Origin of the sequence: Microcystis ichthyoblabe FBCC-A1114 (genome assembly GCF_050500245.1) — a bacterium.
Lineage (GTDB): Bacteria > Cyanobacteriota > Cyanobacteriia > Cyanobacteriales > Microcystaceae > Microcystis > Microcystis ichthyoblabe_A.
The window spans coordinates 4,186,465-4,212,542 of the sequence record NZ_CP191408.1; the positions used below are offsets into that span (position 1 = coordinate 4,186,465).

23 protein-coding genes and 2 pseudogenes are annotated in these 26,078 nt (G+C 42.3%); 9 read left to right on the forward strand and 16 right to left on the reverse strand.

Annotated elements, in window-relative coordinates:
* Nucleotides 1–81: 81 nt before the first annotated feature.
* The 7 genes and pseudogenes from ACQY1Y_RS20345 to ACQY1Y_RS20375 all read right to left on the reverse strand — a co-directional run.
* Nucleotides 82–486, reverse strand: coding sequence for a hypothetical protein (locus ACQY1Y_RS20345; protein ID WP_430013449.1), 405 nt, complete (start codon nucleotides 484–486; stop codon nucleotides 82–84).
* Between the two features lie 491 nt (nucleotides 487–977).
* Nucleotides 978–3,632, reverse strand: coding sequence for an SAV_2336 N-terminal domain-related protein (locus tag ACQY1Y_RS20350; protein WP_430013450.1), 2,655 nt, complete (start codon nucleotides 3,630–3,632; stop codon nucleotides 978–980).
* Nucleotides 3,625–4,644: an AAA family ATPase gene (locus tag ACQY1Y_RS20355; protein ID WP_430013451.1), complete on the reverse strand. Its 1,020-nt coding sequence runs from the start codon at nucleotides 4,642–4,644 to the stop codon at nucleotides 3,625–3,627. Before ACQY1Y_RS20355 ends, ACQY1Y_RS20350 begins: the two co-directional genes overlap by 8 nt.
* A gap of 8 nt (nucleotides 4,645–4,652) precedes the next feature.
* Nucleotides 4,653–6,632 (reverse strand): trypsin-like peptidase domain-containing protein, encoded by a 1,980-nt coding sequence (locus ACQY1Y_RS20360; protein WP_430013452.1) that lies wholly within the window; start codon nucleotides 6,630–6,632, stop codon nucleotides 4,653–4,655.
* A gap of 17 nt (nucleotides 6,633–6,649) precedes the next feature.
* Entirely contained in the window at nucleotides 6,650–7,009 is a 360-nt protein-coding gene (locus tag ACQY1Y_RS20365; protein WP_430013453.1) for a CU044_2847 family protein, read from the reverse strand.
* Nucleotides 7,010–7,097: 88 nt separating this feature from the next.
* Entirely contained in the window at nucleotides 7,098–7,958 is an 861-nt protein-coding gene (locus ACQY1Y_RS20370) for a DUF3782 domain-containing protein (protein WP_430013454.1), read from the reverse strand.
* Between the two features lie 67 nt (nucleotides 7,959–8,025).
* Nucleotides 8,026–8,355 (reverse strand): annotated as a pseudogene (locus ACQY1Y_RS20375) (DUF3782 domain-containing protein); the annotation flags it as partial.
* 388 nt (nucleotides 8,356–8,743) lie between these two features.
* Here ACQY1Y_RS20375 and nuoK point away from each other — a divergent pair.
* Entirely contained in the window at nucleotides 8,744–9,049 is a 306-nt protein-coding gene (gene nuoK, locus ACQY1Y_RS20380; protein WP_221178078.1) for an NADH-quinone oxidoreductase subunit NuoK, read from the forward strand.
* 67 nt (nucleotides 9,050–9,116) lie between these two features.
* Here the strand turns inward: nuoK and lptC are convergent, their stop codons facing one another.
* Nucleotides 9,117–10,265: an LPS export ABC transporter periplasmic protein LptC gene (gene lptC / locus ACQY1Y_RS20385; protein ID WP_002796349.1), complete on the reverse strand. Its 1,149-nt coding sequence runs from the start codon at nucleotides 10,263–10,265 to the stop codon at nucleotides 9,117–9,119.
* 76 nt (nucleotides 10,266–10,341) lie between these two features.
* The gene (locus ACQY1Y_RS20390) at nucleotides 10,342–11,532 is read right to left on the reverse strand and encodes an HhoA/HhoB/HtrA family serine endopeptidase (protein WP_430013455.1); all 1,191 of its coding nucleotides are present in this window, start codon (nucleotides 11,530–11,532) and stop codon (nucleotides 10,342–10,344) included.
* Between the two features lie 163 nt (nucleotides 11,533–11,695).
* On the opposite strand from ACQY1Y_RS20390, the gene ACQY1Y_RS20395 reads away from it, so the two are divergent.
* The 3 genes from ACQY1Y_RS20395 (at nucleotide 11,696) to ACQY1Y_RS20405 (ending at nucleotide 14,989) form a co-directional block, all read left to right on the forward strand.
* Nucleotides 11,696–13,033, forward strand: a complete 1,338-nt coding sequence (locus tag ACQY1Y_RS20395; RefSeq protein WP_002776995.1) for a Mur ligase family protein — start codon at nucleotides 11,696–11,698, stop codon at nucleotides 13,031–13,033.
* Between the two features lie 155 nt (nucleotides 13,034–13,188).
* Nucleotides 13,189–13,992, forward strand: coding sequence for a type 1 glutamine amidotransferase (locus ACQY1Y_RS20400; protein WP_002735455.1), 804 nt, complete (start codon nucleotides 13,189–13,191; stop codon nucleotides 13,990–13,992).
* Between the two features lie 76 nt (nucleotides 13,993–14,068).
* Nucleotides 14,069–14,989, forward strand: coding sequence for a hypothetical protein (locus tag ACQY1Y_RS20405; protein ID WP_430013456.1), 921 nt, complete (start codon nucleotides 14,069–14,071; stop codon nucleotides 14,987–14,989).
* A 53-nt stretch (nucleotides 14,990–15,042) separates the two neighbouring features.
* On the opposite strand, the gene ACQY1Y_RS20410 is transcribed toward ACQY1Y_RS20405, so the two are convergent.
* A complete protein-coding gene (locus ACQY1Y_RS20410) occupies nucleotides 15,043–15,207 on the reverse strand; it encodes a hypothetical protein (protein WP_238560436.1) in 165 nt (54 codons plus the stop codon).
* 76 nt (nucleotides 15,208–15,283) lie between these two features.
* Here ACQY1Y_RS20410 and ACQY1Y_RS20415 point away from each other — a divergent pair, with 76 nt between their 5' ends.
* From ACQY1Y_RS20415 to ACQY1Y_RS20425, 3 genes are all read left to right on the forward strand, one after another.
* On the forward strand, nucleotides 15,284–16,375 hold the full coding sequence (locus tag ACQY1Y_RS20415; RefSeq protein ID WP_430013457.1) for an ISAs1 family transposase: 1,092 nt from the start codon (nucleotides 15,284–15,286) through the stop codon (nucleotides 16,373–16,375).
* A 309-nt stretch (nucleotides 16,376–16,684) separates the two neighbouring features.
* On the forward strand, nucleotides 16,685–17,578 hold the full coding sequence (locus tag ACQY1Y_RS20420; protein ID WP_430013458.1) for a formylglycine-generating enzyme family protein: 894 nt from the start codon (nucleotides 16,685–16,687) through the stop codon (nucleotides 17,576–17,578).
* 226 nt (nucleotides 17,579–17,804) lie between these two features.
* Nucleotides 17,805–18,179: a putative quinol monooxygenase gene (locus tag ACQY1Y_RS20425; protein WP_002735682.1), complete on the forward strand. Its 375-nt coding sequence runs from the start codon at nucleotides 17,805–17,807 to the stop codon at nucleotides 18,177–18,179.
* 147 nt (nucleotides 18,180–18,326) lie between these two features.
* On the opposite strand, the pseudogene ACQY1Y_RS20430 reads toward ACQY1Y_RS20425, so the two are convergent.
* The 3 genes and pseudogenes from ACQY1Y_RS20430 to ACQY1Y_RS20440 all read right to left on the reverse strand — a co-directional run.
* Nucleotides 18,327–18,644 (reverse strand): annotated as a pseudogene (locus ACQY1Y_RS20430) (hypothetical protein); the annotation flags it as partial.
* Between the two features lie 174 nt (nucleotides 18,645–18,818).
* Complete coding sequence (locus ACQY1Y_RS20435) at nucleotides 18,819–19,025, reverse strand: hypothetical protein (RefSeq protein WP_002737153.1); 207 nt, start codon at nucleotides 19,023–19,025, stop codon at nucleotides 18,819–18,821.
* A 51-nt stretch (nucleotides 19,026–19,076) separates the two neighbouring features.
* Nucleotides 19,077–19,274, reverse strand: coding sequence for a DUF5615 family PIN-like protein (locus ACQY1Y_RS20440; protein WP_430014702.1), 198 nt, complete (start codon nucleotides 19,272–19,274; stop codon nucleotides 19,077–19,079).
* 287 nt (nucleotides 19,275–19,561) lie between these two features.
* On the opposite strand from ACQY1Y_RS20440, the gene ACQY1Y_RS20445 reads away from it, so the two are divergent.
* Together ACQY1Y_RS20445 and murJ are read left to right on the forward strand one after the other, a co-directional pair.
* A complete protein-coding gene (locus ACQY1Y_RS20445; protein ID WP_069475280.1) occupies nucleotides 19,562–20,098 on the forward strand; it encodes a hypothetical protein in 537 nt (178 codons plus the stop codon).
* Nucleotides 20,043–21,770, forward strand: coding sequence for a murein biosynthesis integral membrane protein MurJ (murJ, locus tag ACQY1Y_RS20450; RefSeq protein WP_430013459.1), 1,728 nt, complete (start codon nucleotides 20,043–20,045; stop codon nucleotides 21,768–21,770). The genes ACQY1Y_RS20445 and murJ overlap by 56 nt, the downstream gene beginning before the upstream one ends.
* Before the next feature lie 399 nt (nucleotides 21,771–22,169).
* On the opposite strand, the gene ACQY1Y_RS20455 is transcribed toward murJ, so the two are convergent.
* From ACQY1Y_RS20455 to ACQY1Y_RS20465, 3 genes are read right to left on the reverse strand one after another with little or no spacing between them, the layout of a single operon-like run.
* Nucleotides 22,170–22,820 (reverse strand): hypothetical protein, encoded by a 651-nt coding sequence (locus ACQY1Y_RS20455; protein WP_430013460.1) that lies wholly within the window; start codon nucleotides 22,818–22,820, stop codon nucleotides 22,170–22,172.
* 41 nt (nucleotides 22,821–22,861) lie between these two features.
* The gene (gene hisS, locus ACQY1Y_RS20460; RefSeq protein ID WP_430013461.1) at nucleotides 22,862–24,142 is read right to left on the reverse strand and encodes a histidine--tRNA ligase; all 1,281 of its coding nucleotides are present in this window, start codon (nucleotides 24,140–24,142) and stop codon (nucleotides 22,862–22,864) included.
* A gap of 20 nt (nucleotides 24,143–24,162) precedes the next feature.
* Complete coding sequence (locus ACQY1Y_RS20465) at nucleotides 24,163–26,073, reverse strand: heavy metal translocating P-type ATPase (protein ID WP_430013462.1); 1,911 nt, start codon at nucleotides 26,071–26,073, stop codon at nucleotides 24,163–24,165.
* Nucleotides 26,074–26,078: the final 5 nt, after the last annotated feature.

Sequence of the window (26,078 nt, forward strand, 5' to 3'; positions counted from 1 at the left end):
AGCATTTCCTCCCTTGAAAATACTCCTTTGACTACTGCGATTATTTTCTATTGCGTCTGCTTTTGGGTGCAGATCCGCCAGTCATTCAGGAGGGATTCCTAGATTTAAATTACCCTTAACTTCTTGAATGTTCAATTGTTGTTTAATATCTTTGTTAATTTGCATACCGATTTGAGTTTTCCTTTCTGTTTGATTCTGATTAATTATCATAATTTGTTGTGCTAGGGTTTGGATTTCTTGGGCAAAATTGGGGTCTTTGAGCATTTCTACCTGTAAAAAAGGAACCACTTGCTGTTCAATCATCGCCTCGGATTTAGTTTGTTCTGCTGCCGCTAAAACCTGTGCTGCGGTGGGTTCCTTTTGTAACTTTTGCTTAATTTTTTGCCACAATTCTACACCTTTATCCATTGCTCCTTCCGTTAATTTACCGATAACAGCTTCAAAGGCGATTTTAGCGATTTCGGCGGCGGCTAATTCGGCTAACATAATTATCAATTGCGAGAATTTTTCGCCATTCTAGCACAACTATTTTGGGATGAAAGCAGGAAAGTCAATCACTCATCTTGTCGGGAATCAGCGTTCCTTTGATCCCCCCTTAATCCCCCCTTGATAAGCTGTCCTTTAGTCACATCTTTCTTAACATTTCAAACCTTTGTAGCACAAGGCTTTCAAGACTCGGTTAACAATTTGTAATATTCCTTGTTGACACCCTTACAAAACAAAGAAAAAACTGAAATCAAGTCAGGATAAGGGTTGGAGTGCTTACTGCAAAAATTGTTAAGAAAGATCCCTATAAGGGATAGCTTGATAAGGGGAGCAGGGGGGATCGACACCCCCCTTATCAAGGGGAGCAGGGGGGAGAACCCAAATAACCAGATTTAGTATAACCCCTAAACTAATACACTTGTTCTATAGCTTGCCCAAAAAAATTCCAGAAAAGGGAATGAGGGTAAAAAGGGAAAAAAAGAGAAAAAGGGTTACAAAGTCCTCCCAGCACCGCACACCACCCGAAAACCGCTGCCGTTGTAGTTGAAGTCGCGGCGGTTGTGGAAGGGGCGGTAAGCAGAACGGCAGTAATTCGGATTGCGGCACCAAGAACCGCCCCGCAATGGAGAACGATTATCATTATCATTTTCTATCCAAGCACTGCCATCCGTCGGCGCACCATAATAATTATTGTGCCGGGTATCGGCACACCATTCCCAGACATTGCCGTGCATATCGTACAACCCAAAGGCATTAGCTACCTGAAAATAGCCCACTGGGGTTGTTTTACGTCGATATCTTCCTGTGGGTTCATCGGCATAAGTTTCAGTAGCTCGATAGTTAGCTAAATCTGCCGTTATCGTTTCCCCAAAGTGAAAGGCGGTTGTTGTCCCCGCTCTACAGGCATATTCCCATTCTGCCTCACTCGGTAGCCGATACTCCCGTTTTGTTTCCCTTGATAGTCGTTTACAGAATTCCGTTGCTTGATACCAGTTGACTCTTTCTACGGGTAGCTCATCCCCTTTGAAGTTAGAAGGGTTTGTCTTCAGGTCGATGTCTATTTTAGCGGTTGCGGCGATAGCTTGCCACTGAGCTTGGGTGATAGGATAACGTCCCATGTAGAAAGAGGAAACGGTTACTCGGTGTGAGGGTTTTTCTCGTCTAAATCCATCCCAACCAAATTTTTTCACCAGTCTTTCGATTTCCTCGTCTTCAGTTCCCATCATAAATGTGCCGCCGGGGATTTCCATCAATTCCAATTCCACTCCCTCGGCTAGTTTTTCGACAATGCCTTCTGCTCGCCTTTTTTCCTTTTCAATTACCCATGTTGCTCCTTCAAAAGGATTTTGATACTGACGTTCTATGGTTGCTAGGGTAAATTCAAAGGTACGGGTTTCTAGGATTTCGATGGTGGCAACGTTAAAGATAGAGGTTTTTAAGGGAGGTGGCGAGGATTGAGGGATTGGAAGGGGATTGGAGATATTAACGGCGATTTTTTCGGCAAATTCTGCGTATTCTCCCCCCAGATTGCGTAAGACTTCGATGCTGACTTGAGCAAAGGGAAGAATTTTTTCTCTTTGTTCTGGGGGATAGGTGGGTAATAGGGTTAATAAAGCGACAAAACTGCGGATAGGACTTTTAATTTCCCCAGCAATATATTGGGAAATAGCATCGAGTACCTTGATAGTTTGTCGCCTACCGATAGCATCATTTAAGACTTGACGTACCCCGGGTAAAAAGTCATAGACTCGATACTGTCCTTCTTCATTTTCTACAATCGGTTTTAATAAACCTCCCATATAAAATTCTGCCACATGAACGGGACGCACTTCGTTTAAAAGAGTTTTACGAATAAGATTGACCACCTGCATACTTACCGGGGCAGCTGCCATCATTTTTGCTAGTTTTTTGGCTGGTTCTGACGCGGTGGCAAAAAATCGCTCGACCATTGCCTCGGCCTTATTTTTAATGGTGTTTTTATCCTCGCTGTCTTGCTTATTTTCCTCTCTGGACATAGGGGGAATTTCAATAATTTGTTGTTTAATAAATTCTAAATCAAATAAAAAGGCAGAAATCTGAGCATTACCTGAACCAGCGACAACTTTTGCCCATTGTTTGAGGACTTCTGTTTCTAACGTGATTACGGGAATAAGAAGGGTATTTTGCCAGTTAATCGGTAGCCATTGGGGATAATTTTTTAAGATTAATTTCGGATTGGGAACCCCGGCAGTTAAAGCAGTGGTGAAGAGTTTACGTCCTCGTCCTAGTTGGGTACTATTCCATAATCTTTCGGGGAAAAGTTGCAGAATAGCGGTGGGTTGTTTTTCTGACCAATCTTTTAACCAAGGATGAATTAAGGCTTTTTGCCAGAGAGGAGAGACACAATCACTTACTAGCAAAACTAATCCCCGTCCCCTGGGATGAATAAGTTCTTTATGGGGGTGATAACGTTGTCCCGGTTTACCTTTTTTTCTGCGTCTTACTAACTGTAATTCTTGATTATTTGAGGTTGATAGTTGCCAAACTCTGACGGTTTTAAATGCTCCTTGATTTTCTAAGAGATTTTGTAACTCATTAATTAATTCTCGCCAAATGAAAGAGGATCTAGATTCTTCTACTACTAATTCGAGGGTTAACCAGCGTTCCGGTTGGGGTTTAGTCACGGGTAGCCAAATATCCCTTTCTGCAATAAAAGAAGCGGTTGCTTCTTCATCTAAAATCGTTTTAGTTGCTGAGGGAACTTTTCCCATGAAAGGACGCAAAGCGCGACTAATAAAGAGTGCTGTCTGTAGTGCAGCGGCAGCAGGAACTTGAAAAGGAAAGTCTTGGATTGGGGTAGTTTTTTCTATTTCTTTGGGGAGAGATTCTTCGGTAATAATATCGACATTTGGCTGAGATTTTGATAGGTTATCTTCTGGAATCTCCTCTAAATTTTCCTCTATTTGATTAGAAGTTGATGAATCTATTGGCTGTTTATTTTCTGGACTTTCTGGGGGTGGTTGGAAGTCTTCAACTCCCATTTGTAGGGCCAACCAGATACTATCAGCTACATCTTCATCACTGAGTTGTAACCGTTCTAGTAGTCCTGTTTGCTCTAGATAATCTAATAGTTTTTTAATTGATGAATTGGATGGGGATTCACTCATCTTCTACCCTCCCCAAATCTTTCAAAAGTTGATTAATCAGGTCATCTGTAGTTGATATAGCTCCTTTTTTGACCATAAAAATAGCATTAAGTAATTGATCCGTGGCTAGGGTTTGTGAATTGCGCTTTTGAATGAAGTTATCAATCAGTTTATCGATGTCTGGATTGTTAGCAATTGTTTCTTCTAAATGGGCCTCAATTATTTTAATTAAGTCGGGTTTCTCTGGCTCTTTCATGGTTAAACGGAGACAACGACGCAAAAAAGGTGCAGGAAAGTCTCGTTCTCCATTGCTAGTTAAAATCACAAAAGGAAAAGCCTTACAGATAACTAAACCATCATTTATAGGTGTTTTTATATCTTTCTGGGTAACGTCGGTTGTATCGGTATAAGCAGTGCGGACTTCAACGCTTGGGACTTCTTCTTTTAGCCTAACTAATTCGGGAATTTCAAAGCGTCCTTCTTCAAATAAGGTGAGTAAATCATTGGGTAAATCGATATCACTCTTATCAATTTCATCAATTAACAGTACTCTTGGCTTTTCCGACTCTAATAGTGCGGTTCCCAAGGGTCCAAGGGTAATATATTTTTCAATCTGTTTTAATTGGTCTTTTCGTTCTTCTGGGGTTAATTCTTTTTGCTCTCGTTCCAGTAATTTAACTTCCTGTAACCGACCGATCGCATCATAGTTATAAAGTCCATCTTTTAGGGTAGTATGGGTGGTAATCGGCCAGTATAATACTTCTCCTAATTTTAATTCCTGGGCGACTTTATAGGCAAGAGATGACTTTCCTGTCCCTGGTTTGCCTGTTACTAATAAAGGTCGCCGTAAATACAAGGCTGCATTGACCATTTTTCTCTCTTCGTCGCGCACTAGAAAGGTTTCTCCCCGATGCTTACGACGACTTTCTCCCGGTTGCTTTTCTTTGCCAAAAGGTCGCCAGCTGGGAGGGTCTGGTAATGTCCAAGCGTCTGTGGGTTGTTGATTTCCTTTAAAAATTTCCCAGTCTTTCATAGTTCAATTTATGGCATTAAAAGTGGATAGTTGGGGGGAACAAGCTGGTAGTCATCCCAAAGTAATGATAGATGATTCCCAATATGATTATCTTCTAACCAAGCGGCGGAACGTCTATTTTTAATTATTTCTGGTAATTTTTCTAGTGGACATTGACAGATAGGGTCTAATTTTTCCTGACAGTTAAGTTCTGGGTTAGCATCGGGTCGTATCCACAGAGATAAAGGTATTCCAGTTTCGTATAAAATGGCTAGAATATTTTTTAACTCTAAGGAGTTTTCTTGACTGAGATTAGTTAACCTTGAACCGATAACATTGTTAAATTTATGATATTTGAGTATTTTATTCGGATGGTCATTATTTGCCAGAGGTTTTTTAAAAATAACTGTTTGCTGATTGTTTGATTCGATCAGTTCTTGGATTTCTTCTTCACACTTTAAAATTTGGGTCAGATTTTGCTGCTGTATATTCCGAAAAAGTTGGCATTTTTTGATCCATAAATAGCTTTGTTGATTGTTGATATTTTCGGCTGTTATTCGTTCTGAAAATCTCATGATTATCTCATGATCGACTCCCCAATGATGAGGATCGCAGCCTGTAGCTGTTGCCACTTCATCAATTGAGAATAAATCAATCGGTTTAATCTCTTTTTCAATAAATCTATAGGGAAGAAAAAATTGAACTTTTTCTAGGGAAGATTGACAGATATTTTCTGATTCTCGTTTAAATTTTTTTAGGTGATTAATCAATTCATTTTCTTGGAGATGATTACCCAGACTTATTCCTTCATTGGGGGTTAAAGATTGATATTCTCCACGTTTTTGAGGTTCTTTTTCTGTGGGATGATAATTGTTGATATCTTTAACAATCCAAGCTCTCAGCATTAAAGATTTGTTTTCTTCTGTAAGGGTAACAAATAAGCAGGGATTTTTGTCTGTTGATTTTTGAGCAATATTTAGTGATCGATGCTTAAGATTATTTTCTAAAGTATTGATTAAAACTTCCCATTTGGTTTGATATTTTTTTAGCCATTCTTTTAATAACTTTGCCAGAGCATCTGTTGAGTTTAACTGAATAACTAAATAGCCAATAAATATTTCTAGCCAAGAAAATTTTGATTGAGAAGTATAGGTAAAATGTCTTTCATCTAATTGATAGAGTATTTCTATAAAATCAGACCAAGAGGAAGGAATTTTTCTAGGTAAATCCACTAAATGATCCCTCACTTCAATTACTAAATTTTCATAAGCTGTATTAAGTTGATCTTGATAATTCTTGTTTTCAAATACACATCTAATCGAGGAGATAATATCAGGAATTTTTCCTTCTATTTGTGCTATATCTAGCAACTTATTCCAAGCTTTTAAAAGAACATTAGTAGGAATAAAAAATGCAGATTTTGCAAACATTTTTTCCTTATCAGCCATTACTGCCATCCCCACTACTCCCCCCAATTGCTCATCCCAGATAGCTGTCCCACTAAACCCACCTTCTACAGCATATCCTGTGCTTTTAGTATCTTCTATCTGAATTTTGTTGTTAGCAATATGACCTATTATCTTACCATCAGACCAGACACCTCCATCTCTGGAAAAACCATAAGCTTTATAATTATGATCAGATAAATCTCCTATTTCAGAAGTAATTAAAGAAACTGGTTGAGCTTGTGAAGGAACTGAATCTTTTAATTTTAAAATAGCAATATCTTGAGGATCGTTGCTGTTAAATTTAACCGGATGCCAAACTTCTACGGTTGCTTCTAAAGATTTACCCGATGCAATGATAGGAAAATCACACTCAATAATGTCAGTGGGTTTCTTAGTAGATGTTACATCTTTTTCTCCTATTGATTGATTAACAACATGAGCGCAGGTAATCAAGTATTCTGATGATATTAGAAATCCTGCCCCAACAATTTCTATTTTATCATCTTTATTTTGTCGTTGCTTATAAATTCTGACCACAGAAGATTCTAGAGATGCAACCATTATTTTTATCTAAGTCCTCATTGAGTAGATGATTGCTTATTTTTTTCCTTGTTATCCCATTTTAGGGTAATTTCATAGTTAACATCGGCGCTGCCAGATGCAATAATAGCCCCTAGTCCAACAGTCATTTTTATCCCGAATTTTACCTCTACCTGATCGGCTGGTTCATTCAAACTTTTGACCTTATTAATTATGGCATTTGCCACCGGTTTTATGCCATTTAATGCGTCTTCAAAAGACTGAGCGGCTTTAACAGCTATTTCATCTGTTAGACTAATAAGTTCATCTTCTGGTTTCGGTTTGGGTAAGGGTAACTTTTCATCCACCTCGATGTAAATAGTCCCCTCGTCTGAGGTAAATTCCACTAAAGGACTCATAAAAATTCTCCTGTTTATTTTATTGCGGTTGTCTAGACTTAATCAATCACAACTCCATCTTTTTAGCCTCATACCTAATTATATCTCTTTACCAAGTGTTCGGTTGAAAGTTAGCATCATTAATAATAGCCACCGTATCCCCAGATGGTTTAATCACAAATAAACCTTTTTTATAAGCATAGCGATCTACACCTTCGTTGATTTCAATTCCCGCTACTGCACCGTAAGCTCGATAGTTTTTGTAATGGGGAAAAGCGATTTTAAAACGAGTCAATTTTTCGATAAATTCATCCACATCATCTTGAGATAATCTCGATTTACATTCCACCACCACGAGATCGGTATCATCCACCGCTAGAATATCAATTTCCATGGCAATGCCTTGACGTTTGACTCTAGCACGGGGATAAACTTCCTTAATATCAATGCCTTTCTCTTGAAAAAGCCGTAAAACCGCCGGTTCTACCAATTCCTCCACAAATCGACCCCAGCGAGTGGTCAGACTATCTACCGCTTTGCTGGTTCGTTCTACGGTGCGTTTCAGTTCTGCCATCGAGCGATCGGCTTCGGCGGCCCGGCGATCGCTTTCTAATTTCGCTTCGGCGGCACGACGCTCGTTTTCTAATTTCGCTTCGGCAGCTTGGCGCTCAAGTTCGGCGGCCCGGCGCTCGCTTTCTAATTTCGCTTCGGCAGCTTGGCGCTCAAGTTCGGCGGCCCGGCGCTCGCTTTCTAATTTTGCTTCGGCGGCTTGGCGCTCAAGTTCGGCGGCCCGGCGCTCGTTTTCTAATTTCGCTTCGGCGGCACGGCGCTCGTTTTCTAATTTCGCTTCGGCAAAGATACGTTCCATTTCGGCCCGACGAAGATCGCTTTCCCTTAAACGGCGATCAAACTCCTCGGCGGAAGCGCGGAATAGCTGGTAAATATCCTCAAGGGTAACGGGTTCACTCATGGACTGACAGGGGGTGCCGATAGACGGGGGGATTTAACACTTACCTATAATGCCTAATTATATCTCTTTACCAGGTGTTCGGTTGAAAGTCAGCATCATTAATAATTGCCACCGTATCCCCAGAGGGTTTAATCACAAATAAACCTTTTTTATAAGCATAGCGATCTACACCTTTGTTAATTTCAATTCCTGCCACTGCACCGTAAGCTCGATAGTTTTTGTAATGGGGAAAAGCGATTTTAAAACGAGTCAATTTTTCAATAAATTCATCCACATCATCTTGAGATAATCTAGGTAGTAATTCGACTAAAACGAGTTCTGTATCATCCACCCCTAGGATATCAATTTCCATGGCGATACCTTGACGCTTGACTCTGGCACGGGGATAAACTTCCTCGCCAATTCAAAAATGATCGCCCCGTTCGTAGTAAGCTCTTTAGGACTGATTATGGCTAAAGCCATTACTACAAACAAAAAGGCGATCGCCCTGAAAATTAAGGAATAAGTTCGGGATTGGTACAGTTATTTTTTCCTCTTCCTGTAAGATCAACCCCTTCATGTACATAAGCAACACATTCCAAAGCTCTTTGATTTACACTATAAGGGACTTGCGCTTTGATAATGTACTATTTAGGGCTGGTCTTATTCTTCTAGAGAGCGATTTTCTGGCTGAGATATTATTCCCACGCAAGTCCCTAAAGATACAGGTATCTAAATAAGCGGCGGTTATCATAATTTTTTACCTCATGAACTTTGCACTGTACGGTGTTAGAGGTATCATGCAGATTCAGTTAGAGTATTATTTGTTATTAGCGGCGGCTTTATTTTATATCGGAATTTATGGTTTAGTCACCAGTCGCAATGCCGTCCGGGTTTTAATGTCGATCGAATTGATGCTCAATTCTGTTAACATTAACTTAATGGGTTTTTCCAACTATCTTGACCCCGCTAATATCCGAGGCCAAATTTTTACTATTTTCGTGATTACCGTAGCGGCAGCCGAGGCAGCCGTGGGTTTAGCGATTATCCTTACCATCTATCGTAACCGCGACACCATCGATATGGAACAGTTTAATCTGCTCAAATGGTAAGCTTTTAAATATTTACCCCCCCTCTCTCCCTTTTCTGGGGAGAGTTTTTTTTGGTTAATTTTTCCTGTTAACGGGGATAAATCTCGGTGACAACTCGATCGGGCGAGCTACTGGTAACAACAATGTTATTATCTTCTAAAGTGCCGATCGCTTTATCGCCAGTGAGATTAAATTTTGGTTCCTGTTGTTCATAGATAATATTCCCCTCGGCCTCGACAATTTTTTCCGACATTTTCCAAGTTAAGATCTGACTATACAATTGCGCCCCAGTTTTCTGATTAATCCCCTTAACCCCATCCTTGAGATAAGCGATGCGATTGCCTAATTCCACCACCACACGATTACCAGTAATAGTGATTTGATCTTGATATTGAAAAATTTCCGTGGGGCGATCGGAAGTTAGGGTACGATTTTGATAGTTCCAAATTGCCTGAGAACCAGAAATCTGTAAAGGTGGTTCTAAAGAGCGATATTCGAGGTTTTCTTGCAGGATAACCTGATTATTTTTTCTTTCCCAACGACCGCCGATAGCAGTAAGGCGATCGATAATAGTTTTATCAATATAGCGATCAAAAGCGACTTTTTGATCGGTACTAATGACTTGTTGAGGAATTTCCCAGTACAGGCGCTCGGTTTGCAGGACGACACGAGATTCCTTAGCGGTAGCCACCACTTGACCTTGTAATTCTAGTTTTTCTTGGCGCGTGTCGTAGCGTCCTTGGCGGGCCTTGGCTTCTAGTTGTAGATGACTACCTTTGATCCCTTTGGGGGAGATTAAAATACCTTCCTTGGGTAGCCAACGCAATTCCGGCGCGTTAATAATGGCTTTATTGCGGGGATCCACAGCCACAATATTATCTTTGAGGAGAATTTCCTGGCCTTCCTTATAGACTTCACCGCGGTCAGCACTAACCTGTAAAACTACTTTCCCATCTTGATAGATATTACCCTTGATATTTTCCAGACGGGCGATTTTTTGGTCTTGGGTGTAGGTAGCTTTTTTGACCTGAATTTTCCAGAGGGGTTGTCCGGAGGGGTTAGCCTGTTCTAAGGTGGCATTATTGAGAATTAAGCGGCCAGTTTCTTCAATTTTAGGCGATTCTGTCGGCGAAATTTTCGGCGGATCGGGAGGTTGACAGGCTGTTAATCCCAGCAAACCGATTAGAAGGGCAGCCCCGCGCCCAATTGATAGTTTTAATTGTAACCGCTGCCTCAATTTTGATCGCTCCGCTGCTATTTTCTCTCCTCCCAGTGTAGGGTAAGGGGTCGCCCCTTGACCGGTTGAAAGTAGTTTACTCGCTACTTTTGCTAGGAAAAACCCCCGGTTGAACGGTGAGAGTTTGTTGTTTACCCCTGCGGTTAATCTCGATTTCCAGATTACCACCGATCGCACTGGTTTCCACACCTTGCTGCACATCGGCGGCGGTTTTAACGGGGTTTCCTGCCACAGTTTCGATGATATCACCCGCTTGCATTCCGGCTTTTTGAGCGGGGGAATTTTCCACCACTCGCAGGACGATTACCCCTTCATTTTGGTCAATATTAAAGCTTAATTCTTTAGTTTCATTCAATTGCTGCCGTAATTCTGGGTTTAGCGTCACCATCTGGATACCGATGTAGGGATGTTCCGCTTTACCCTTGCTAGATAGCTGTCCCGCCACTTTTTGGGCGGTTTCGATGGGAATGGCAAACCCTAAACCCTGAGCATCGGCCCGAATTGCCGTATTAATGCCGATAACTTCCCCCTTGGCGTTCAGCAACGGGCCGCCGGAATTGCCGGGGTTAATAGCGGCATCGGTTTGAATAAAACGAACCCGTTTATCGGGAACCCCCACTTCGCTGCTAGTCCGGCCCAAGGCACTAATAATGCCCACTGTCACCGTATTATCCAAGCCTAGGGGATTGCCAATAGCGATCGCCCATTCCCCGGGGATTAAAGTTTCGGCCTTGCCAAAAGTCACCGTCGGTAAATTTTCCGCCTCAATTTTCACCAGGGCCACATCGGTCATATTGTCAACCCCCAGAACTTTACCCTGATAGATTTGACCGTTTTTCAAAGTCACTTTTACTTGGGTTGTCCCTTCCACCACATGGGCATTAGTTAAAAGTAGTCCATCTGTACTAATAATAAACCCAGAACCGGTTCCTCGTTCTAAATGCTCCTTGGGAATCGGCACTTGATCACCAAAAAAGCGCCGAAAAAAGGGCTGTTTAAATTCTTCGGGAATTTGGTCGGCCACTTCCCGGGCCGAGTCAATCCGCACCACCGCCGGCCCAACTTTCTGCACGGCCTGGGCGATAAAATTAACATTGCCGTCGGTTTGGGGAATAACAGGGAGAGAGAGGGAAGCGGGGAGGATTGCCGGCGGTTTATTTACCTCTAGGGGCGCTTTTCTGCTTAAATACTGATTTCCTAGCACTCCCACAGTACCACCTAGGGCGAGTAATCCCAGTGAAATCCCCAATCTTGTCAATAAACCCATAAGCTCTAGCCCTAAAATGTCGTGTGCGGTAGAATCGGCCCCAAACTTACCTATATTATAGGCTGTCTTTTTTGTCAGTAGAAAAGAATCAATGGGAACTTACCCCGTTTACGGGTCTTCTTTTAGGGGTAAAATCACGAAACAGCTATAAGAATCTCACTTCATGCAATTGTTTGATCGCATCCGTTTAGGGATAGCCGTAGCGGTGGCTAAAACCGTTACTGCTGTGGTTAAAGGACTCCGTTTAGGGGCCGCCAGCGTCTTGCCGGGGGAAATTGCCCGTCGTCTCCATCCCCGTTTGTTGCCGCTACTTTGTGGGCAAGTCCGACGGGGGGTAATTTTGGTGGTTGGCACGAATGGAAAAACTACCACTTCCCTACTGCTAAGAACTATTCTAGAGCGTCAGGGGGCAAAAGTCACCCATAATACCACTGGGGCAAATTTAATTAATGGTTTAATCACTGCTTTATTAGCCGATGCCAATTTATTCGGCACTTTAAAGGCTGATTATGCCATTTTAGAAGTGGATGAAAATATTCTCCCTTTGGTTTTAAAAGATTGTCGTCCTCGCGCTATTTTAGCTCTTAATTTGTTTCGCGATCAACTCGATCGCTATGGGGAAGTGGATACGATTAGTCGCCGTTGGCAAGGGGCCATATCTCCCCTACCCACCGATACTTTAGTGATTCTCAATGCTGATGATCCGACTCTTTCCCATTTGGGTCAACAACTGCCTCAAAGAGTTGTATATTTTGGCTTAAGTGAGCCAGAATTATATCTAGAAGAAATTCCCCACGCTGTCGATTCTATTTACTGTCCTAAATGTGGCGCTTCTTTGGATTATCGCGGAGTTTATCTCTCCCATTTAGGGGATTTTAGTTGTCCTAGTTGTGGCTTTAAAAAGAGTAATCCTGCTTTTCATAGTCACGATTGGCCGCAGATTTTAATCGGTGTTTATAATAAATATAATACTTTAGCGGCGGGTTTAGTAGCCCAGGAATTAGGGATTAAAGATCGAGAAATTTTTGAGACAGTTCAGGGTTTTAAAGCGGCTTTTGGTCGAGCGGAAGAATTAGAAATTGAGGGTAAAAAAGTTAGGATTTTACTGTCTAAAAATCCCGTGGGTATGAATGAAACAATTCGCGCAGTGGCTGATATTTTACAGAAAGAAAAGTCTTCTACTACTCTCTTAGTTCTCAATGATCGCATCCCCGACGGGACGGATGTTTCTTGGATTTGGGATGTGGATACGGAAAAATTAACCCGTTTGGGAACAACTTTAGTGGTAACAGGCGATCGACTTTATGACATGGCTTTGCGCTTACAATATAGTCAGGATAGTCTCGCTTATCCGGTTAATTTAATTGTTGAATCCGATCTAAAAAAAGCGATCCAAATTGCCCTTAATAACACCAAAAATGAGGAAACTTTACATATTTTACCCACCTATTCTGCTATGTTAGAAGTACGAGAGATTCTCACGGGTCGAAAGATTTTGTAGAAATAAAAGGGGGACATAAGCGCAAGCTTACATTAGCTTTTTTTGTGAGATGCTTACACGCAGTTGTTCATATACTGGTAATAATTTTTGATATTTCTACAAACTTGAGATGCAGCCTGTGTCTTATCCCCCATTCCCTAATCCCCTAAAAAATTATGCAAGAACTAGAACTAAAAATCGGCTGGTTATATCCGACCTTAATGAGTACCTACGGCGATCGAGGTAATGTTATTACTATTCAAAGAAGATGTCAATGGCGTGATATTCCTGTGACAATTATTCCCCTAGATGCTCAAACAGAAGCCGAGACATTTTACCAAGTAGATATAATTGTTGGGGGTGGAGCGCAGGATCGGCAACAGGAGATCGTTATGCGCGATTTACAGGGGAAAAAAGCAGCGGCGATGAAAGAACAATTATCGGCAGGAATACCAGGGGTTTTTACCTGTGGTTCCCCACAATTATTAGGGCATTATTACGAACCAGCTTTCGGTCAAAGAATCGAAGGATTAGGATTATTAGACCTAGTAAGTAAACATCCTGGCCCCAATGCAAAACGCTGTATCGGTAACGTGGTTTTTGAAATTACGGCCTCTCCCTTAGCGGAGGAAATTAAAGCTATGACTGGGGAAAAACCGCTAGTAATTGGCTTTGAAAATCACGGGGGTCGTACCTATTTACAAACCGTTTCTCCCTTGGGAAAGGTGATTACTGGTTACGGAAATAACGGAGAGGACGGTTATGAAGGAGCATTTTACCACAATGCGATCGCTACCTATGCCCACGGTCCCCTACTACCCAAAAATCCCTTTTTAGCCGATTGGTTAATCCAAAAAGCTTTAGAACAAAAGTATCAAAAACCCGTTTTTTTAACAAAACTTGATGATTCTCTGGCCCTGAAAGCACGATTTGCCATGTTTGAACGACTAGAACTAACCGGCGTGACCAATAAAGCCTAAACTGGTCATATACACTTATGGCAGGAGATAGTCAAACTAGCCATTAAAAATTTTAATTCTGGCAGCTTATGAAATTATGACTGGAAAAATTATCGATCGTCAGACGACGGGGTTTCTCGTCCTCATCATCCCCCTAGCGGTGCTAATCATCCTTGTTTTTACCGCTTGGCCATTGATCCTACTTGTCTTCCTCTTAACTCTGGCAGTCAAGGTGTGGCAAGACTATCGCTGGTCAAAATTATCGACGGTGATTAACCCCTATTTCAATCAACTTTTACAGGACAATCAAGGTTGTCTCACCCCGATTGACCTATCGGCAAAAGCCAATCTCACGGCCAAATTAGCCAGACAATTTTTAGACAGAAAAGCTGAGGAATTTGGGGCGCAAAAAAAAGCTGTAGGCGATAAGGGTATGGCCTATTACTTTATCACCGCCAGTACCTTGGGTAGTATTTTTGATGAGAGTGACCCCTCTTTAGAAGAAATAGGGGAAAAACAAATTCCTGCGATTACTGCCTCGAGATCTCCCCTGACCAATTTAGGGCAATCCCAGGAGGCTAAATCCTCTCTGATTGTCGCCGAGAAAAGCGAAAATTCTGTCCCAGAGGTTCCTGTTATTTCCTCCTCCCAACCCCTGACCAATTTAGGTAAATTATTTGAGGAAAAAGAGGAAGAAAATACCGCAGCAATCTCTGTTCAAGAAACGGTAATTCAAGAACGGGAGGAGATAATTAATCCTAGTTTAAACAGTTCTGCCAGTTCTTTATCCCAATCAGAATCAGAAGTTAGGGAAGAATCACTAACCTCTGTATCTGAAACCATCTCATCGATGAGTTTGGCGGATTTGGCTAAACGTTTAGGAGTTACCCCAGCCGTTTTGGGTAGAAACAAGAAAAATAAATCCGAAACAGAATTCGCCGATTGGAGTCGTATCAGAGATCCCGATGGTATTGCTTGGAAATTTGACGCAAAAAACTCCCTATTTTTGGCCAACTGATAGATAAATTTGTTTGGTTTTTTAGACAGGCTCCCTGCCTGTCTTTTTTGGCTCTACGTCCTACCCTCAATCCCATAGATGGTTGCTTCAGGCTCTTGGAAATCATCACCCACCACAAATCTGGCGGTTGTATCAGTAACAGGATAGGTTTTAACGTAAATGAGACAACCTGTTGTTGAGGAAGGACTGTAGGGGCAATTGGGGTAGGGCTGTTTCATTCTCCCATCAGAATATCAAAAGTAAAAGCGATCACAGTCAGGTAAAATGAGGAGTGACCGCCAACCTTTCAAATATATGTTGAGCTTAATAGAAAAACTAAAACAAGTCAAGGACTTTCGGAAAGATAAAGGAAAAAGACACCATTTATGGATAGTATTAGTAGTAATAATACTGGGAACAATGCTAGGATACTCAGGTTATAGAGAGCTAGGAGAGTTTGCTAAAAATAATCGGCACAGGCTGAGTAAAGAATTTAACATAATTCCAGAAAGAGTCCCATCCTATTCAACAATTATAAGGGTAATGATGGGAGTTGACTGGCAGAGTTTGTTAAAAATATTTAACGAATGGGCATTAGAAGAATATGGACAAAGAGATGATATAAATTGGCTAGGGATGGATGGAAAAAGTCTCAAAAACACCCTAAAGAATTCTAATAATGAACAACAAAATTTCATCATGTTTGTCTCATTGTTTAGTCAAGAAAGTGGATTAGTATTACACTTAAAAAGAATTGAAAACAAAAAAGGGTCTGAAATCGACGAAGGGCAAGCTATAATTGAGAATTGCTCTCTCCAAAATAAAGTTTTTACTGGCGATGCTTTACACTGTCATAAAAAAACAATCAGCTTAATAGCCAAGAGTAAAAATGATTATGTTATCACCGTTAAAGGAAATCAGAAAAATCTTTATCAGCGAATACAAGACCTGAGTAATTCCTCAAAGCCAGAAAGTTGCTTTCTTGAACAAGATAATAGTCATGGACGAAAAATATCAAGAAAAATAGAAGTTTTTAAAGTTAGAAAAAATGAAAGACAAGGGTTTGAAAATCTGCGAAGAGTTATTAAAGTAGAAAGAAAGGGTAGTCGCGGGGATAAAACCTATGAAGAAACAGCTTACTATATCAGTAGCCTAACCGAATCCGCTCAAGTATTTGCTAAAATTATTCGAGGACACTGGAAAATAGAAAATCAGTTACATTGGGTAAAAGATGTAATTTTTGAGGAAGATAAAAGCGAGATAAGTGATTTTCAAGGGGCAAGCAATTGGTCAATTCTCACAACCATAGGATTGAATCTTTTCAGAGGTTTGGGTTTTCTCTCAATAACGGAGGGACAGAGGTGGTTAGCTGAACGTTGGGAAAAACTGATAGTTTTATCGACGTAAGAAGCAGAAAAATTAGCTAAATTAACAGGATGTACTCTCGACAATTTCAAGAGAGATAGGCTTTTAGTGGCTTGGGAACAGGCTTTATCAATCTATTCATAATAAATATTGGCAGAAGATTAAAGATTAGTTATTATGACTAACTCTTTTGATTAGAAAAAGATAAACTTGAGAATCCTCGATCAAATTTATTGACTCAAAATCAGCTATACTTAATTTAAATGAAACAGCCCTAGGATTAAGGGGGGATCGATCCCAAAATCCATCTTCAATTTAATTATAACCAGCTACTTAACCGCTTCAGAAAAAATGACTAAATTAATCATTCACCGACAGCAACGAGAAGCACAATATTACAGCGAGAATTTAGGGGAAGGGATTAATCTCGACATGATGCTTATCCCTAGCGGTTCCTTTCAGATGGGAACCCCAGATCAAGAAATAGAAAGACTCTGTAAAGAATACGATCGAGACTATTTCCAAAGAGAAAGTCCTCAACACACCGTTAATATTTCAGCTTTTTTCATGGGACGCTATCCCATCACCCAAGTACAGTGGCGAGCGATCGCCGCAACTGCTAAAATAGACATCGATCTAGAACTAGAGCCTTCCCACTTCAAAGAGCCATATCAAGAGCAGGATAGATGGACAAGACCCGTAGAACAAGTAAACTGGGAGCAAGCAACAGAATTCTGTAAACGATTATCAAGGGAAACAAAACGGGAGTATCGGCTACCGAGTGAGGCAGAATGGGAATATGCCTGTAGAGCGGGGACAACAACCGCTTTTCATTTTGGGGAGACGATTACCACAGATTTGGCTAATTACAGCGGAACTGATTGGGAAAAAGACAAAAAAGTTTATCCAGGGAATTATGGAAGGGGACTAAAAGGCATCGATCGAAAACAGACGACACCAGTAGGCTATTTTAAGGTAGCTAATGCCTTTGGACTGTACGATATGCACGGAAACGTTTGGGAATGGTGCGAGGACGATTATCACCCTAATTATCAAGGCGCACCCACGGATGGGAGTGCTTGGATTAGTAAGAACAAATCTACTACAAAAGTGCTGCGGGGCGGTTCCTGGGGCAACAATCCTTTTTTCTGCCGTTCCGCGATTCGCATCAACTTCAACCGCCGCGACTACCGCCTCGACATTCTCGGTTTTCGGGTAGTCTGCGTATTCGGGAGGACTCTGTAACCCTTTTCCTCTTTTTTCCCTTTTTACCCTTGTTCGATTTTTTTGGGCAAATGTACTATATGTGTACTATAAAGGGATTGAGAGAATGATCTCTCTTTTGTCAAAGTGGGTTGAAATCTTGATTTCTCCTAGCCTGAAACGACGTAAATTCGTTAAAATTTTCAAGACTGACAGAAGAGACCACAAACGCGAGGTATCCCTCCGCACCACCTAAAAGGAGAATCTAATGTTCAAAATCGATACTTGCTGTACCCTCGTACCCTACTTTGAAGTACCAGAAGGAAAAATTGCTGCGTTCAAGGAACTAAGCCCCAAGTTCATTGAGAGAACCCGCACCGAAGAGGGCTGTATCCATTATGCTTTTTCCTTTAGCGGCAATATTCTTCATTGCCGCGAGGGTTACGTCGATGCTTCCGCAGTTCTTGCCCACCTGCAAAACGTCGGGGAACTGCTAGACGAACTTCTCAAAATCGCCAAGATTATTCGCCTAGAAGTTCACGCTCCCGCTGCCGAAATCGAAAAGCTGCGGGAGCCGTTGGCTTCTCTTAACCCTCAGTTCTTCATTCTCGACGAAGGTATTCGCCGCACCAGCGAAGCCTAACCCCAGACTGACAGAAAAGAGAAAAAGTAAACTAGAGAGTATAAATAAAGGATCCTTGTCCTCCATTATCCCTAGATTCTGGTTTCTTCTCTGAAAGAAACAAAAAAGCACCCCCTCGCAGGAGTGCTTTTTCGTTCAGACTAGAACTTAACCATTGATAGCAGGAGCAGTCAGAGCTACAGGAGCCTGTTCACCACTAGCCAAGTCTAAGGGGAAGCTGTGAGCGTTGCGCTCGTGCATTACTTCCATACCGATACCAGCGCGGTTCAGCACATCGGCCCAGGTACCGATTACACGACCTTGAGAATCGAGAATCGACTGGTTGAAGTTGAAACCGTTGAGGTTAAACGCCATGGTGCTAACACCCATTGCCGTAAACCAGATACCGATTACCGGCCAAGCACCTAAGAAGAAGTGCAGAGAGCGGCTGTTGTTGAAAGAAGCGTATTGGAAGATTAAACGTCCGACCGAGGTAGCAGAAGACACCTAGTAAGAAGTGGAAAATGACTAACTGGTAGGGACCACCGTTGTATAACCACTCACACGTCATCTCCATCAACCCAAAGAATCAACACAGGTCTTTTTTTTGATGATGTACCATCAGTAAATAGAATTTTGGCAACCCAGAACTCACCTCCTTTAATAATCGTCATATAAACCTTCGTCTTCTGAGGCATAACTATTCAGAAAAGAAGAATGAAGGCGATCGCTAACTAAGGTTTTGGGCTGAATAGTAATCACCCACTTCCCTTTACCAATTCCTTGCACAATAGAACTGGGAAGATTGAGTTGCTCCCCTTCTTCAATTTCTACTTCAAAAGCTAATTTTAATAACTGATTTTTCATAAAGCAAAAACACCTATAATATTGGAGATGTTAGCACAGCGCGTAGAAGCATCAGCGATCGCCATCATCAAAAGTGAAAATAACTCGGCCTTGCAATAAAGCATAAGCTAACTGTTCCTCATCAGAAACCCCCATTAGCTCTTTCTCTGAAGACATTGTAACATCAATCCCTCGCATCCTTAAACCTTTGGCGATCGCCTTAGAAATACTTTCATCCAGTGCGATCGCTTTAGTCTTGTCAACTGCGATCGCTGGTGGGCATTGTTAAGTTTTCTTGAACGGGGGATTTTTGTAATCAAGAGTAGAACCATCAATATTTATGGTTCGGTTGGCTCTTGGTATGATACGAATGTCTATGGAGAAATGGGTGTTATACATTCCAGTCAAATTAAATTTGACAACTAGCGATCGCTTTTCTACGGGAACAGAGAATTAGATAAAAAATACTAATATTTTGTCGCCATCAGGTTCTAGCCGCAATTCAATTGAGTATAAAATGATCTCAGAAAAAGCCTCCAGAAAATGTCAAATCAACCATGAAAAAAATTATTTTGATTTCTAGTCTATCTTTGACAATGGTAGTCGGTACTTCCTGGGCAAAACCCAATATAGTTTTGGCTCAAACTTGTAATTACTTTGCCGGAACTGCTGTGACGGGAAAAAGCGTTAACATCGATTTATGTTCAATTGTTCCGGCTAGTTCGCGTAGTGTTGACTTTGTTTATTATTTAGGAAATCAACGACTGGTTAGCCAAGCTAATTGTGATAACGGAACTTGGACGACTTTTCCCGAAAGACAAATTCATCGTCCCCGCTCTCAGGCGACTCAAACAATGCTAGAGGTGGTGTGTAGTTACAGATTTAATAGTTCTCAATCCACATCAAGAATCGCTACAGCAATAGTGTTTTCTCCACCATCAAATGTGAGAACATCCCCCAATGGCAATATCATCTGTTCAGTCAGAGAACGTAGAACCATCAATATTTATGGTTCGGTTGGCTCTTGGTATTATACGAATGTCTGTGGGGAAATGGGTGTTATACACTCCAGTCAAATTAAATTTGACAACTAGAGAGCGCTTTTCTACGGGAACACAGAAACGGGTAGAATCGATCAATGCAGTTGTTTTCTTTCGAGGTGTCGTCATTAATAAGAAAGCTACCCGTTCCTTAGCCGGTATTGCCGGAATTGTCGCCGTTGCCACCTTAATCAGTAAGGTTTTTGGTTTAGTCCGCGAACAGGTAATCGCCGCTGCCTACGGTGTCGGGCCAGTGGTGAACGCCTACGCTTTTGCCTACGTTATCCCCGGTTTTCTGTTAATTCTCCTCGGTGGCATTAACGGCCCCTTTCACAGTGCTTTGGTCAGTGTTTTGGCCAAAAGAGATAAATCCGAGTCCGCACCGATTGTCGAGACTGTCACCACCCTAGTCAGTGCGATTTTATTAACTGTCACCGTCTTTTTAATCGTTTTTGCCAATATTTTTATCGATGTTCTCGCTCCCGGTTTAGATGCCGCCACCCGCAGCATGGCCATTCAACAACTGCAAATTATGGCCCCCATGGCGGTTTTAGCCGGTTTAATCGGCATCGGTTTCGGTACTCTCAACGCGGCGGACCAATACTGGCTACCGAGTCTCAGTCCGCTTTTTTCCAGTGTGGCGGTGATTATCGGGGTGGGTTTGCTGGCTTGGTTTCTTGGCGATCGCATTGATGAGCCGCAATATGTGCAACTGGGGGGTTTTGTCCTCGCCGGTGGTACTCTCGTCGGGGCGCTCTGGCAATGGTTAGCACAAGTGGGCGCACAAGTCAAGGCAGGTTTAGGAAAATTAATATTTCGTTGGGATTGGCGGATACCGGGGGTGTCGGAGGTGTTGCGGGTGATGATTCCGGCCACCTTATCTTCGGGAATGTTGCATATTAACGTTTATACTGACCTCTTTTTCGCTTCTTTTATCGAAAATGCCGCTGCTTCCATGCGTTACGCCAGTTTTATCGTTCTCACGCCCTTGGGCATCATGTCTAACATGATTCTCGTGCCGTTTATGCCGATATTTTCTCGACTGACGGAACCGGAAAATTGGGGAGAATTGAAGCAAAGAATCCGTCAGGGTTTATTATTGACGGCTTTAACCATGTTACCCTTCACCGCTATCTTTATCGCCCTCGCTTTCCCGGTAGTGCGGGTTATCTATCAACGGGGTGCCTTTAATCTGGCTGCCTCGGAACAGGTGGTTCCCGTATTAATGGCCTACGGTTTCGGGATGTTTTTCTATCTCGGTCGCGATGTTTTAGTACGAGTGTTCTATGCTTTGGGTGATGGCGAAACTCCTTTTAAGGTGAGTATGGTAAATATTTTTCTCAATGGTGCGCTGGATTTCCTCTTGTATAGACCTTTTGGTACTCCGGGGATTGTTTTAGCAACTGTGGGGGTTAATATCCTTTCTATGGGCATTTTTACGGTGATTTTAAATCGTCGTTTAGGGGGTTTACCCTTGGGAGAATGGGGTTTATCCTTATTGGGATTAACGGTAATTACAATGCTTTCTGGTGTTAGTAGTTGGGGTGCTAGTTGGGGTTGGGAAAAGGTTTTCGGTGCTGGTAATATTTTCCTACAATTATTACAGTTAGGTTTTGCTTCAACCGTAGCGGTGGGTTTATTCCTCCTTGGTGCGATGTTATTGAAGTTACCGGAATTAGACCTATTAATCTCACGAGTTCGTCAGAAGTTCTTGAAAAAATCTTAGGTTTAAGTTGCTGCCTCACCTCATCATTACATAGGGTTTGCTGAATAAATGTGAAATATAGACGAGGTAAGGGTTTTAGGGTTCTATTTTGCTCTCACAGGTGCAAGATTTTGAGAGAATCGTCGTTCAAAACCTTGCGTCTTCATCGGCCCGCGTCCTGTAGGGGCGAAGCATTCGGACAATAACCTATCGGTGAAACCGTAGATTTTCTATCCGAATGCTTCGCCCGTACTTTTTCAGCAGACCCTACATAGGGTTTGCTGAAAAAGTTTTTTCTGGGTGTAGGGTGTAGGGTTTTACCGATTTTCATCTGGTCAATTATCTAATTTTCAGGGAAAAAGTCCCTGAGATAATTAGAACCAGATATTTTCGGAGGTAGGGGTGCAGAATTGCGAAAGGTTATTTATTTTTAGGAATTGGGGGAAGTTGCGGGGATTTTCGGCGAGAATTAGAACCGGATATTTTCGGGGGTAGGGGTGCAGAATTGCGATTAGATAAACTTTGAAGGCTCTTTTTCATATTAGCAGGTTCTGGCAGTTCTAGAGTTACCCCTTCCCCAGCAGTCATTGTTTCCTCTGGTAGGCATAAATCAAAAACAAACGCAGAATTATTAGTTAAATCGGCCAATTCTAATTTTACCATTTCTGGAGAGTATTCTCGTGCTAAGAAAGGTTCAATTTCGGTTTTAATTAACTGTTCTAATTGAGCCAGATAATTGATCTTAACAGGAGTAACAATTAAAGTTAACATTTCTTGCCAACCTTGCCCCCCTAATTCGGCCAAAATATCCCCATAACAGCGAATTTTCCAGCTACCTATTCCCAAATCTCGATAGGAAAAAATTTCCAGCCACCCCCCAGCATCCGATCGGTAATAATGAGTATATCGTTCACTACTTTCCGGAGATTCGTAATCGATACGCACTTCGATATTGACAAAAGGAGAATCCAGACGGGCCAAGAGACGATAGTTTCCCGAGACAATTTCTAGGGAATTAGTAGAAATTGTGCGTCCGTGATTCTCCCCTTGTTTTTGCAGTATAAATTCCATAATCTTAGCCTAGGCCTAATGTTTGGCCATGACGCTAAAACTTAGGATTTGTGCCTGGAGATTTGCGCTTTTAATTCCCCTGCTTGTGTCAATAAATCCGCTTGGGTTAGACTAATTTGTTCTTGGGTGGCCATCCATTTCAGTTGTACCGTGCCATTTTCAGCCTCAGCATCCCCCAAAATTATACAGCCCACGGCCTTAGCTCGATCGGCCCGTTTAAATTGTTTTCCGAAAGCGCTGCCGCTTAAGTCTAACTCAACGCTAAACCCCAATCCGCGTAATTGCTGCGCTAATACCACACTGCGGGCCTCAGCTTTTTCTCCTTTGGAGACGAGATAAAAATCGGGAACCAAAAAAGATAAAGATTGCTTTTGTTGTAATAATATAATCAGACGTTCTAAACCGATCGCCCAACCCACTGCTGGTGTGTCTGGACCGACTAATTGAGCTATTAAACCATCATAACGACCACCACCGCAAACCGTGGCTTGAGCGCCTAAATCATCGGACTGAATTTCAAAGGCCGTATGGGTGTAATAGTCCAATCCTCGCACTAAACAGGGATTAAGATTATAGATAACTCCCAAATCAGTTAGTAAAGATTGCACCCGTTCAAAATGCTTTTGAGAATCACTGCCGAGATGTTCAAGAATACTGGGGGCATTCTTACAGATAATCTTGGTTTTCTCGTCCTTACTATCCAAAATTCGCAGGGGATTTTTTTCTAATCTCTGTTGAGAATCCGCGTCTAAATCAGCTTTGTAGGGAGTCAAATAATCTAGCAGGGCCTGACGATAATTTTGCCTATCTTGGGCATTTCCCAGGGAATTAATATCTAATTTTAGGTTTTCTAGCCCCACAGCTTTTAATATCTCGCTGGCAAGGGTAATTACTTCCACATCCGCCCTAGGATCATCACTTCCCAACAATTCGACCCCGATTTGATGAAACTGTCGCTGCCTACCCGCTTGCGGACGTTCATAACGAAACATCGGCCCCTGATACCAGAGTCTTTGTACTCCTCCAGCGGCCTGTAATTTGTGTTCAATGTAGGCGCGAACGACCCCAGCCGTTCCCTCCGGTCGCAAAGTCAGGGAACGTTGACCGCGATCAAAGAAAGTGTACATTTCTTTACCCACCACGTCCGTCGCTTCCCCGATACCCCGTTCAAAAAGTTGCGTCTGTTCAAAAATGGGAGTTCGTATCTCTTGATACAGCGCAGTCCCTAAAATTCTGCTGGCAGTTTCCTCTAACCACTGCCAGTAACCGACCTCCGCCGGTAAAATATCTTTTGTGCCTCGGATTGCCTGGATTTCGCCCATAGTTCTCTGTATTTTTATCCCTATTTGAACAATCTTAAACCGCTTAGAGTCACTAATACCGTCGATCCTTCATGACCGATGACACCTAGAGGTAAAGTTATATCACCGGCAAAATTGGCTATTAGCAATATGCCGATAAACGCGAGGGCGAAGGTGATATTCTGTTTAACGATGCGATTGGCACGACGACCGAGGTTAATTGCGCTGGGAATTTTGGCTAAATTATCGGACATAAGGATAATATCGGCCGTTTCCAAGGCCACATCACTACCAGCTTTTCCCATGGCAATCCCCACATTAGCCATAGCTAAAGCGGGCGCGTCATTAATGCCATCCCCCACCATAGCGACAGTGTGATATTTTTCTTGGAGATTTTGGATAACGCTTAACTTATCTTCGGGCAGTAAATCAGCGTAAACCTCCTCAATACCGAGTTTTTCAGCAACTTTATCGGCACTTTGTTGATTATCACCCGTAATTAAAACGATATGTTCGATACCGATCTTTTTTAGCTGCTTCACCAGATTAACTGCCGATTCCCGCAGGGTATCGGACACAGCGATCGCACCAAGTATCTGATTCTCTTGTACTACCCATACCAGGGTTTTGCCTTCTTTTTGTAAACGCTCGCGCATAGCTAGGATATTCTGGTCAAGATCAGCAATATGGTCACGAATATAGGCAAAATTGCCCACAGATACCGACTTATCGGCAATTTTTCCCGTGATACCCCGTCCTGATACCGCTTGCACCTGATTAGCACTGAAGAAATTTATACCACGTTCCCTGGCTGTGGCGGTAATAGCGGATCCGATGGGATGTTCGGAACAGGATTCTAGAGCTGCAGCCACCGCTAACACCTCATTTTCACTGACTGCATGGATAGGGATAATTTCCACCACTTGCAACTTACCAAGGGTGAGAGTGCCGGTTTTATCAAAAGCGATCGCTCGTATGCGGCCGATCATCTCCAATCTTGCGCCATTTTTGAATAAAATCCCCTGTTTTGCCCCGTTAGCGATACCCGATAACAAAGCTGGCATAATCGAGGCCATTAAAGCACAGGGAGAGGCCACCACGAGAAAAATTAAAGCCCGATAGATAGTGGTTTCCCAGGTCCAACCCCAGAAAAAAGGCGGTAAAATCCCGAAAATTAAGCCCAAAATCACGATAATTTTCGCATAACCTCGCTCGAAACCTTCGATAAACTCTTGGGAGGGAGGGGATTCATTTTGCGCTTTTTCTACCAAACGAATCACCCTCTCAATTAAGCGACTTTCGGGGGGAGTTTCCACCTTTAAACGTAGCACTCCCGCACCGTTGAGAGTTCCCGCAAAGACTTCTTCCCCGATGGTTTTATCCACCGGAAGGGATTCTCCGGTAATTGGCGCTTGATTAATGGGACTGTTTCCCTCCATAATAATGCCGTCAATGGGGATTAATTCACCCGGTTTGACCAAAACTGTGTCACCGATCCGTAATTGCTTGATAGGAACCTCTTTTTCCCTGTCTCCCGTGATTAATCTAGCAGTATCGGGAGTCATAGCCATGAGAGAACGAATATTGCGATCGGTTTTTGCCATGGCAATCTGTTCTAATGCGCCACTAATAGCGAAAATCAGGATTAAAACGGCTCCATCGATGATGAGATAGTAATTACTGTCCCAGAGTCCCAAAATCGCCGCCCCTAACGCCGCTACAATCATTAACAGGTCCACATCTAGTTCTTTTTCCTCCCATAAAGTCGTCAATCCTGCTTGGGTACTTTCGTATCCTCCCACCACATAGGCGATCGCTAGTAGGATAAAAGCTGGGCCGATCAGATTAAGGTGTAGGCATAACCAACCAAAAAAGACTAAAATAGCGCAAATTCCTGCGGCAACTGCCGAGGAATACTCAGAAAACCAAGAGGACGAGATACTCTGAATCATGGATC

Bases quoted from the DNA above. Each gene is read 5' to 3' on its own strand.
- ACQY1Y_RS20345 (WP_430013449.1), bottom strand. From the start codon at position 486: ATGTTAGCCGAATTAGCCGCCGCCGAAATCGCTAAAATCGCCTTTGAA.
- ACQY1Y_RS20350 (WP_430013450.1), bottom strand. From the start codon at position 3,632: ATGAGTGAATCCCCATCCAATTCATCAATTAAAAAACTATTAGATTAT.
- ACQY1Y_RS20355 (WP_430013451.1), bottom strand. From the start codon at position 4,644: ATGAAAGACTGGGAAATTTTTAAAGGAAATCAACAACCCACAGACGCT.
- ACQY1Y_RS20360 (WP_430013452.1), bottom strand. From the start codon at position 6,632: ATGGTTGCATCTCTAGAATCTTCTGTGGTCAGAATTTATAAGCAACGA.
- ACQY1Y_RS20365 (WP_430013453.1), bottom strand. From the start codon at position 7,009: ATGAGTCCTTTAGTGGAATTTACCTCAGACGAGGGGACTATTTACATC.
- ACQY1Y_RS20370 (WP_430013454.1), bottom strand. From the start codon at position 7,958: ATGAGTGAACCCGTTACCCTTGAGGATATTTACCAGCTATTCCGCGCT.
- ACQY1Y_RS20390 (WP_430013455.1), bottom strand. From the start codon at position 11,532: ATGGGTTTATTGACAAGATTGGGGATTTCACTGGGATTACTCGCCCTA.
- ACQY1Y_RS20395 (WP_002776995.1), top strand. From the start codon at position 11,696: ATGCAATTGTTTGATCGCATCCGTTTAGGGATAGCCGTAGCGGTGGCT.
- ACQY1Y_RS20400 (WP_002735455.1), top strand. From the start codon at position 13,189: ATGCAAGAACTAGAACTAAAAATCGGCTGGTTATATCCGACCTTAATG.
- ACQY1Y_RS20405 (WP_430013456.1), top strand. From the start codon at position 14,069: ATGACTGGAAAAATTATCGATCGTCAGACGACGGGGTTTCTCGTCCTC.
- ACQY1Y_RS20410 (WP_238560436.1), bottom strand. From the start codon at position 15,207: ATGAAACAGCCCTACCCCAATTGCCCCTACAGTCCTTCCTCAACAACA.
- ACQY1Y_RS20415 (WP_430013457.1), top strand. From the start codon at position 15,284: ATGTTGAGCTTAATAGAAAAACTAAAACAAGTCAAGGACTTTCGGAAA.
- ACQY1Y_RS20420 (WP_430013458.1), top strand. From the start codon at position 16,685: ATGACTAAATTAATCATTCACCGACAGCAACGAGAAGCACAATATTAC.
- ACQY1Y_RS20425 (WP_002735682.1), top strand. From the start codon at position 17,805: ATGTTCAAAATCGATACTTGCTGTACCCTCGTACCCTACTTTGAAGTA.
- ACQY1Y_RS20435 (WP_002737153.1), bottom strand. From the start codon at position 19,025: ATGAAAAATCAGTTATTAAAATTAGCTTTTGAAGTAGAAATTGAAGAA.
- ACQY1Y_RS20445 (WP_069475280.1), top strand. From the start codon at position 19,562: ATGAAAAAAATTATTTTGATTTCTAGTCTATCTTTGACAATGGTAGTC.
- murJ (WP_430013459.1), top strand. From the start codon at position 20,043: ATGTCTGTGGGGAAATGGGTGTTATACACTCCAGTCAAATTAAATTTG.
- ACQY1Y_RS20455 (WP_430013460.1), bottom strand. From the start codon at position 22,820: ATGGAATTTATACTGCAAAAACAAGGGGAGAATCACGGACGCACAATT.
- hisS (WP_430013461.1), bottom strand. From the start codon at position 24,142: ATGGGCGAAATCCAGGCAATCCGAGGCACAAAAGATATTTTACCGGCG.
- ACQY1Y_RS20465 (WP_430013462.1), bottom strand. From the start codon at position 26,073: ATGATTCAGAGTATCTCGTCCTCTTGGTTTTCTGAGTATTCCTCGGCA.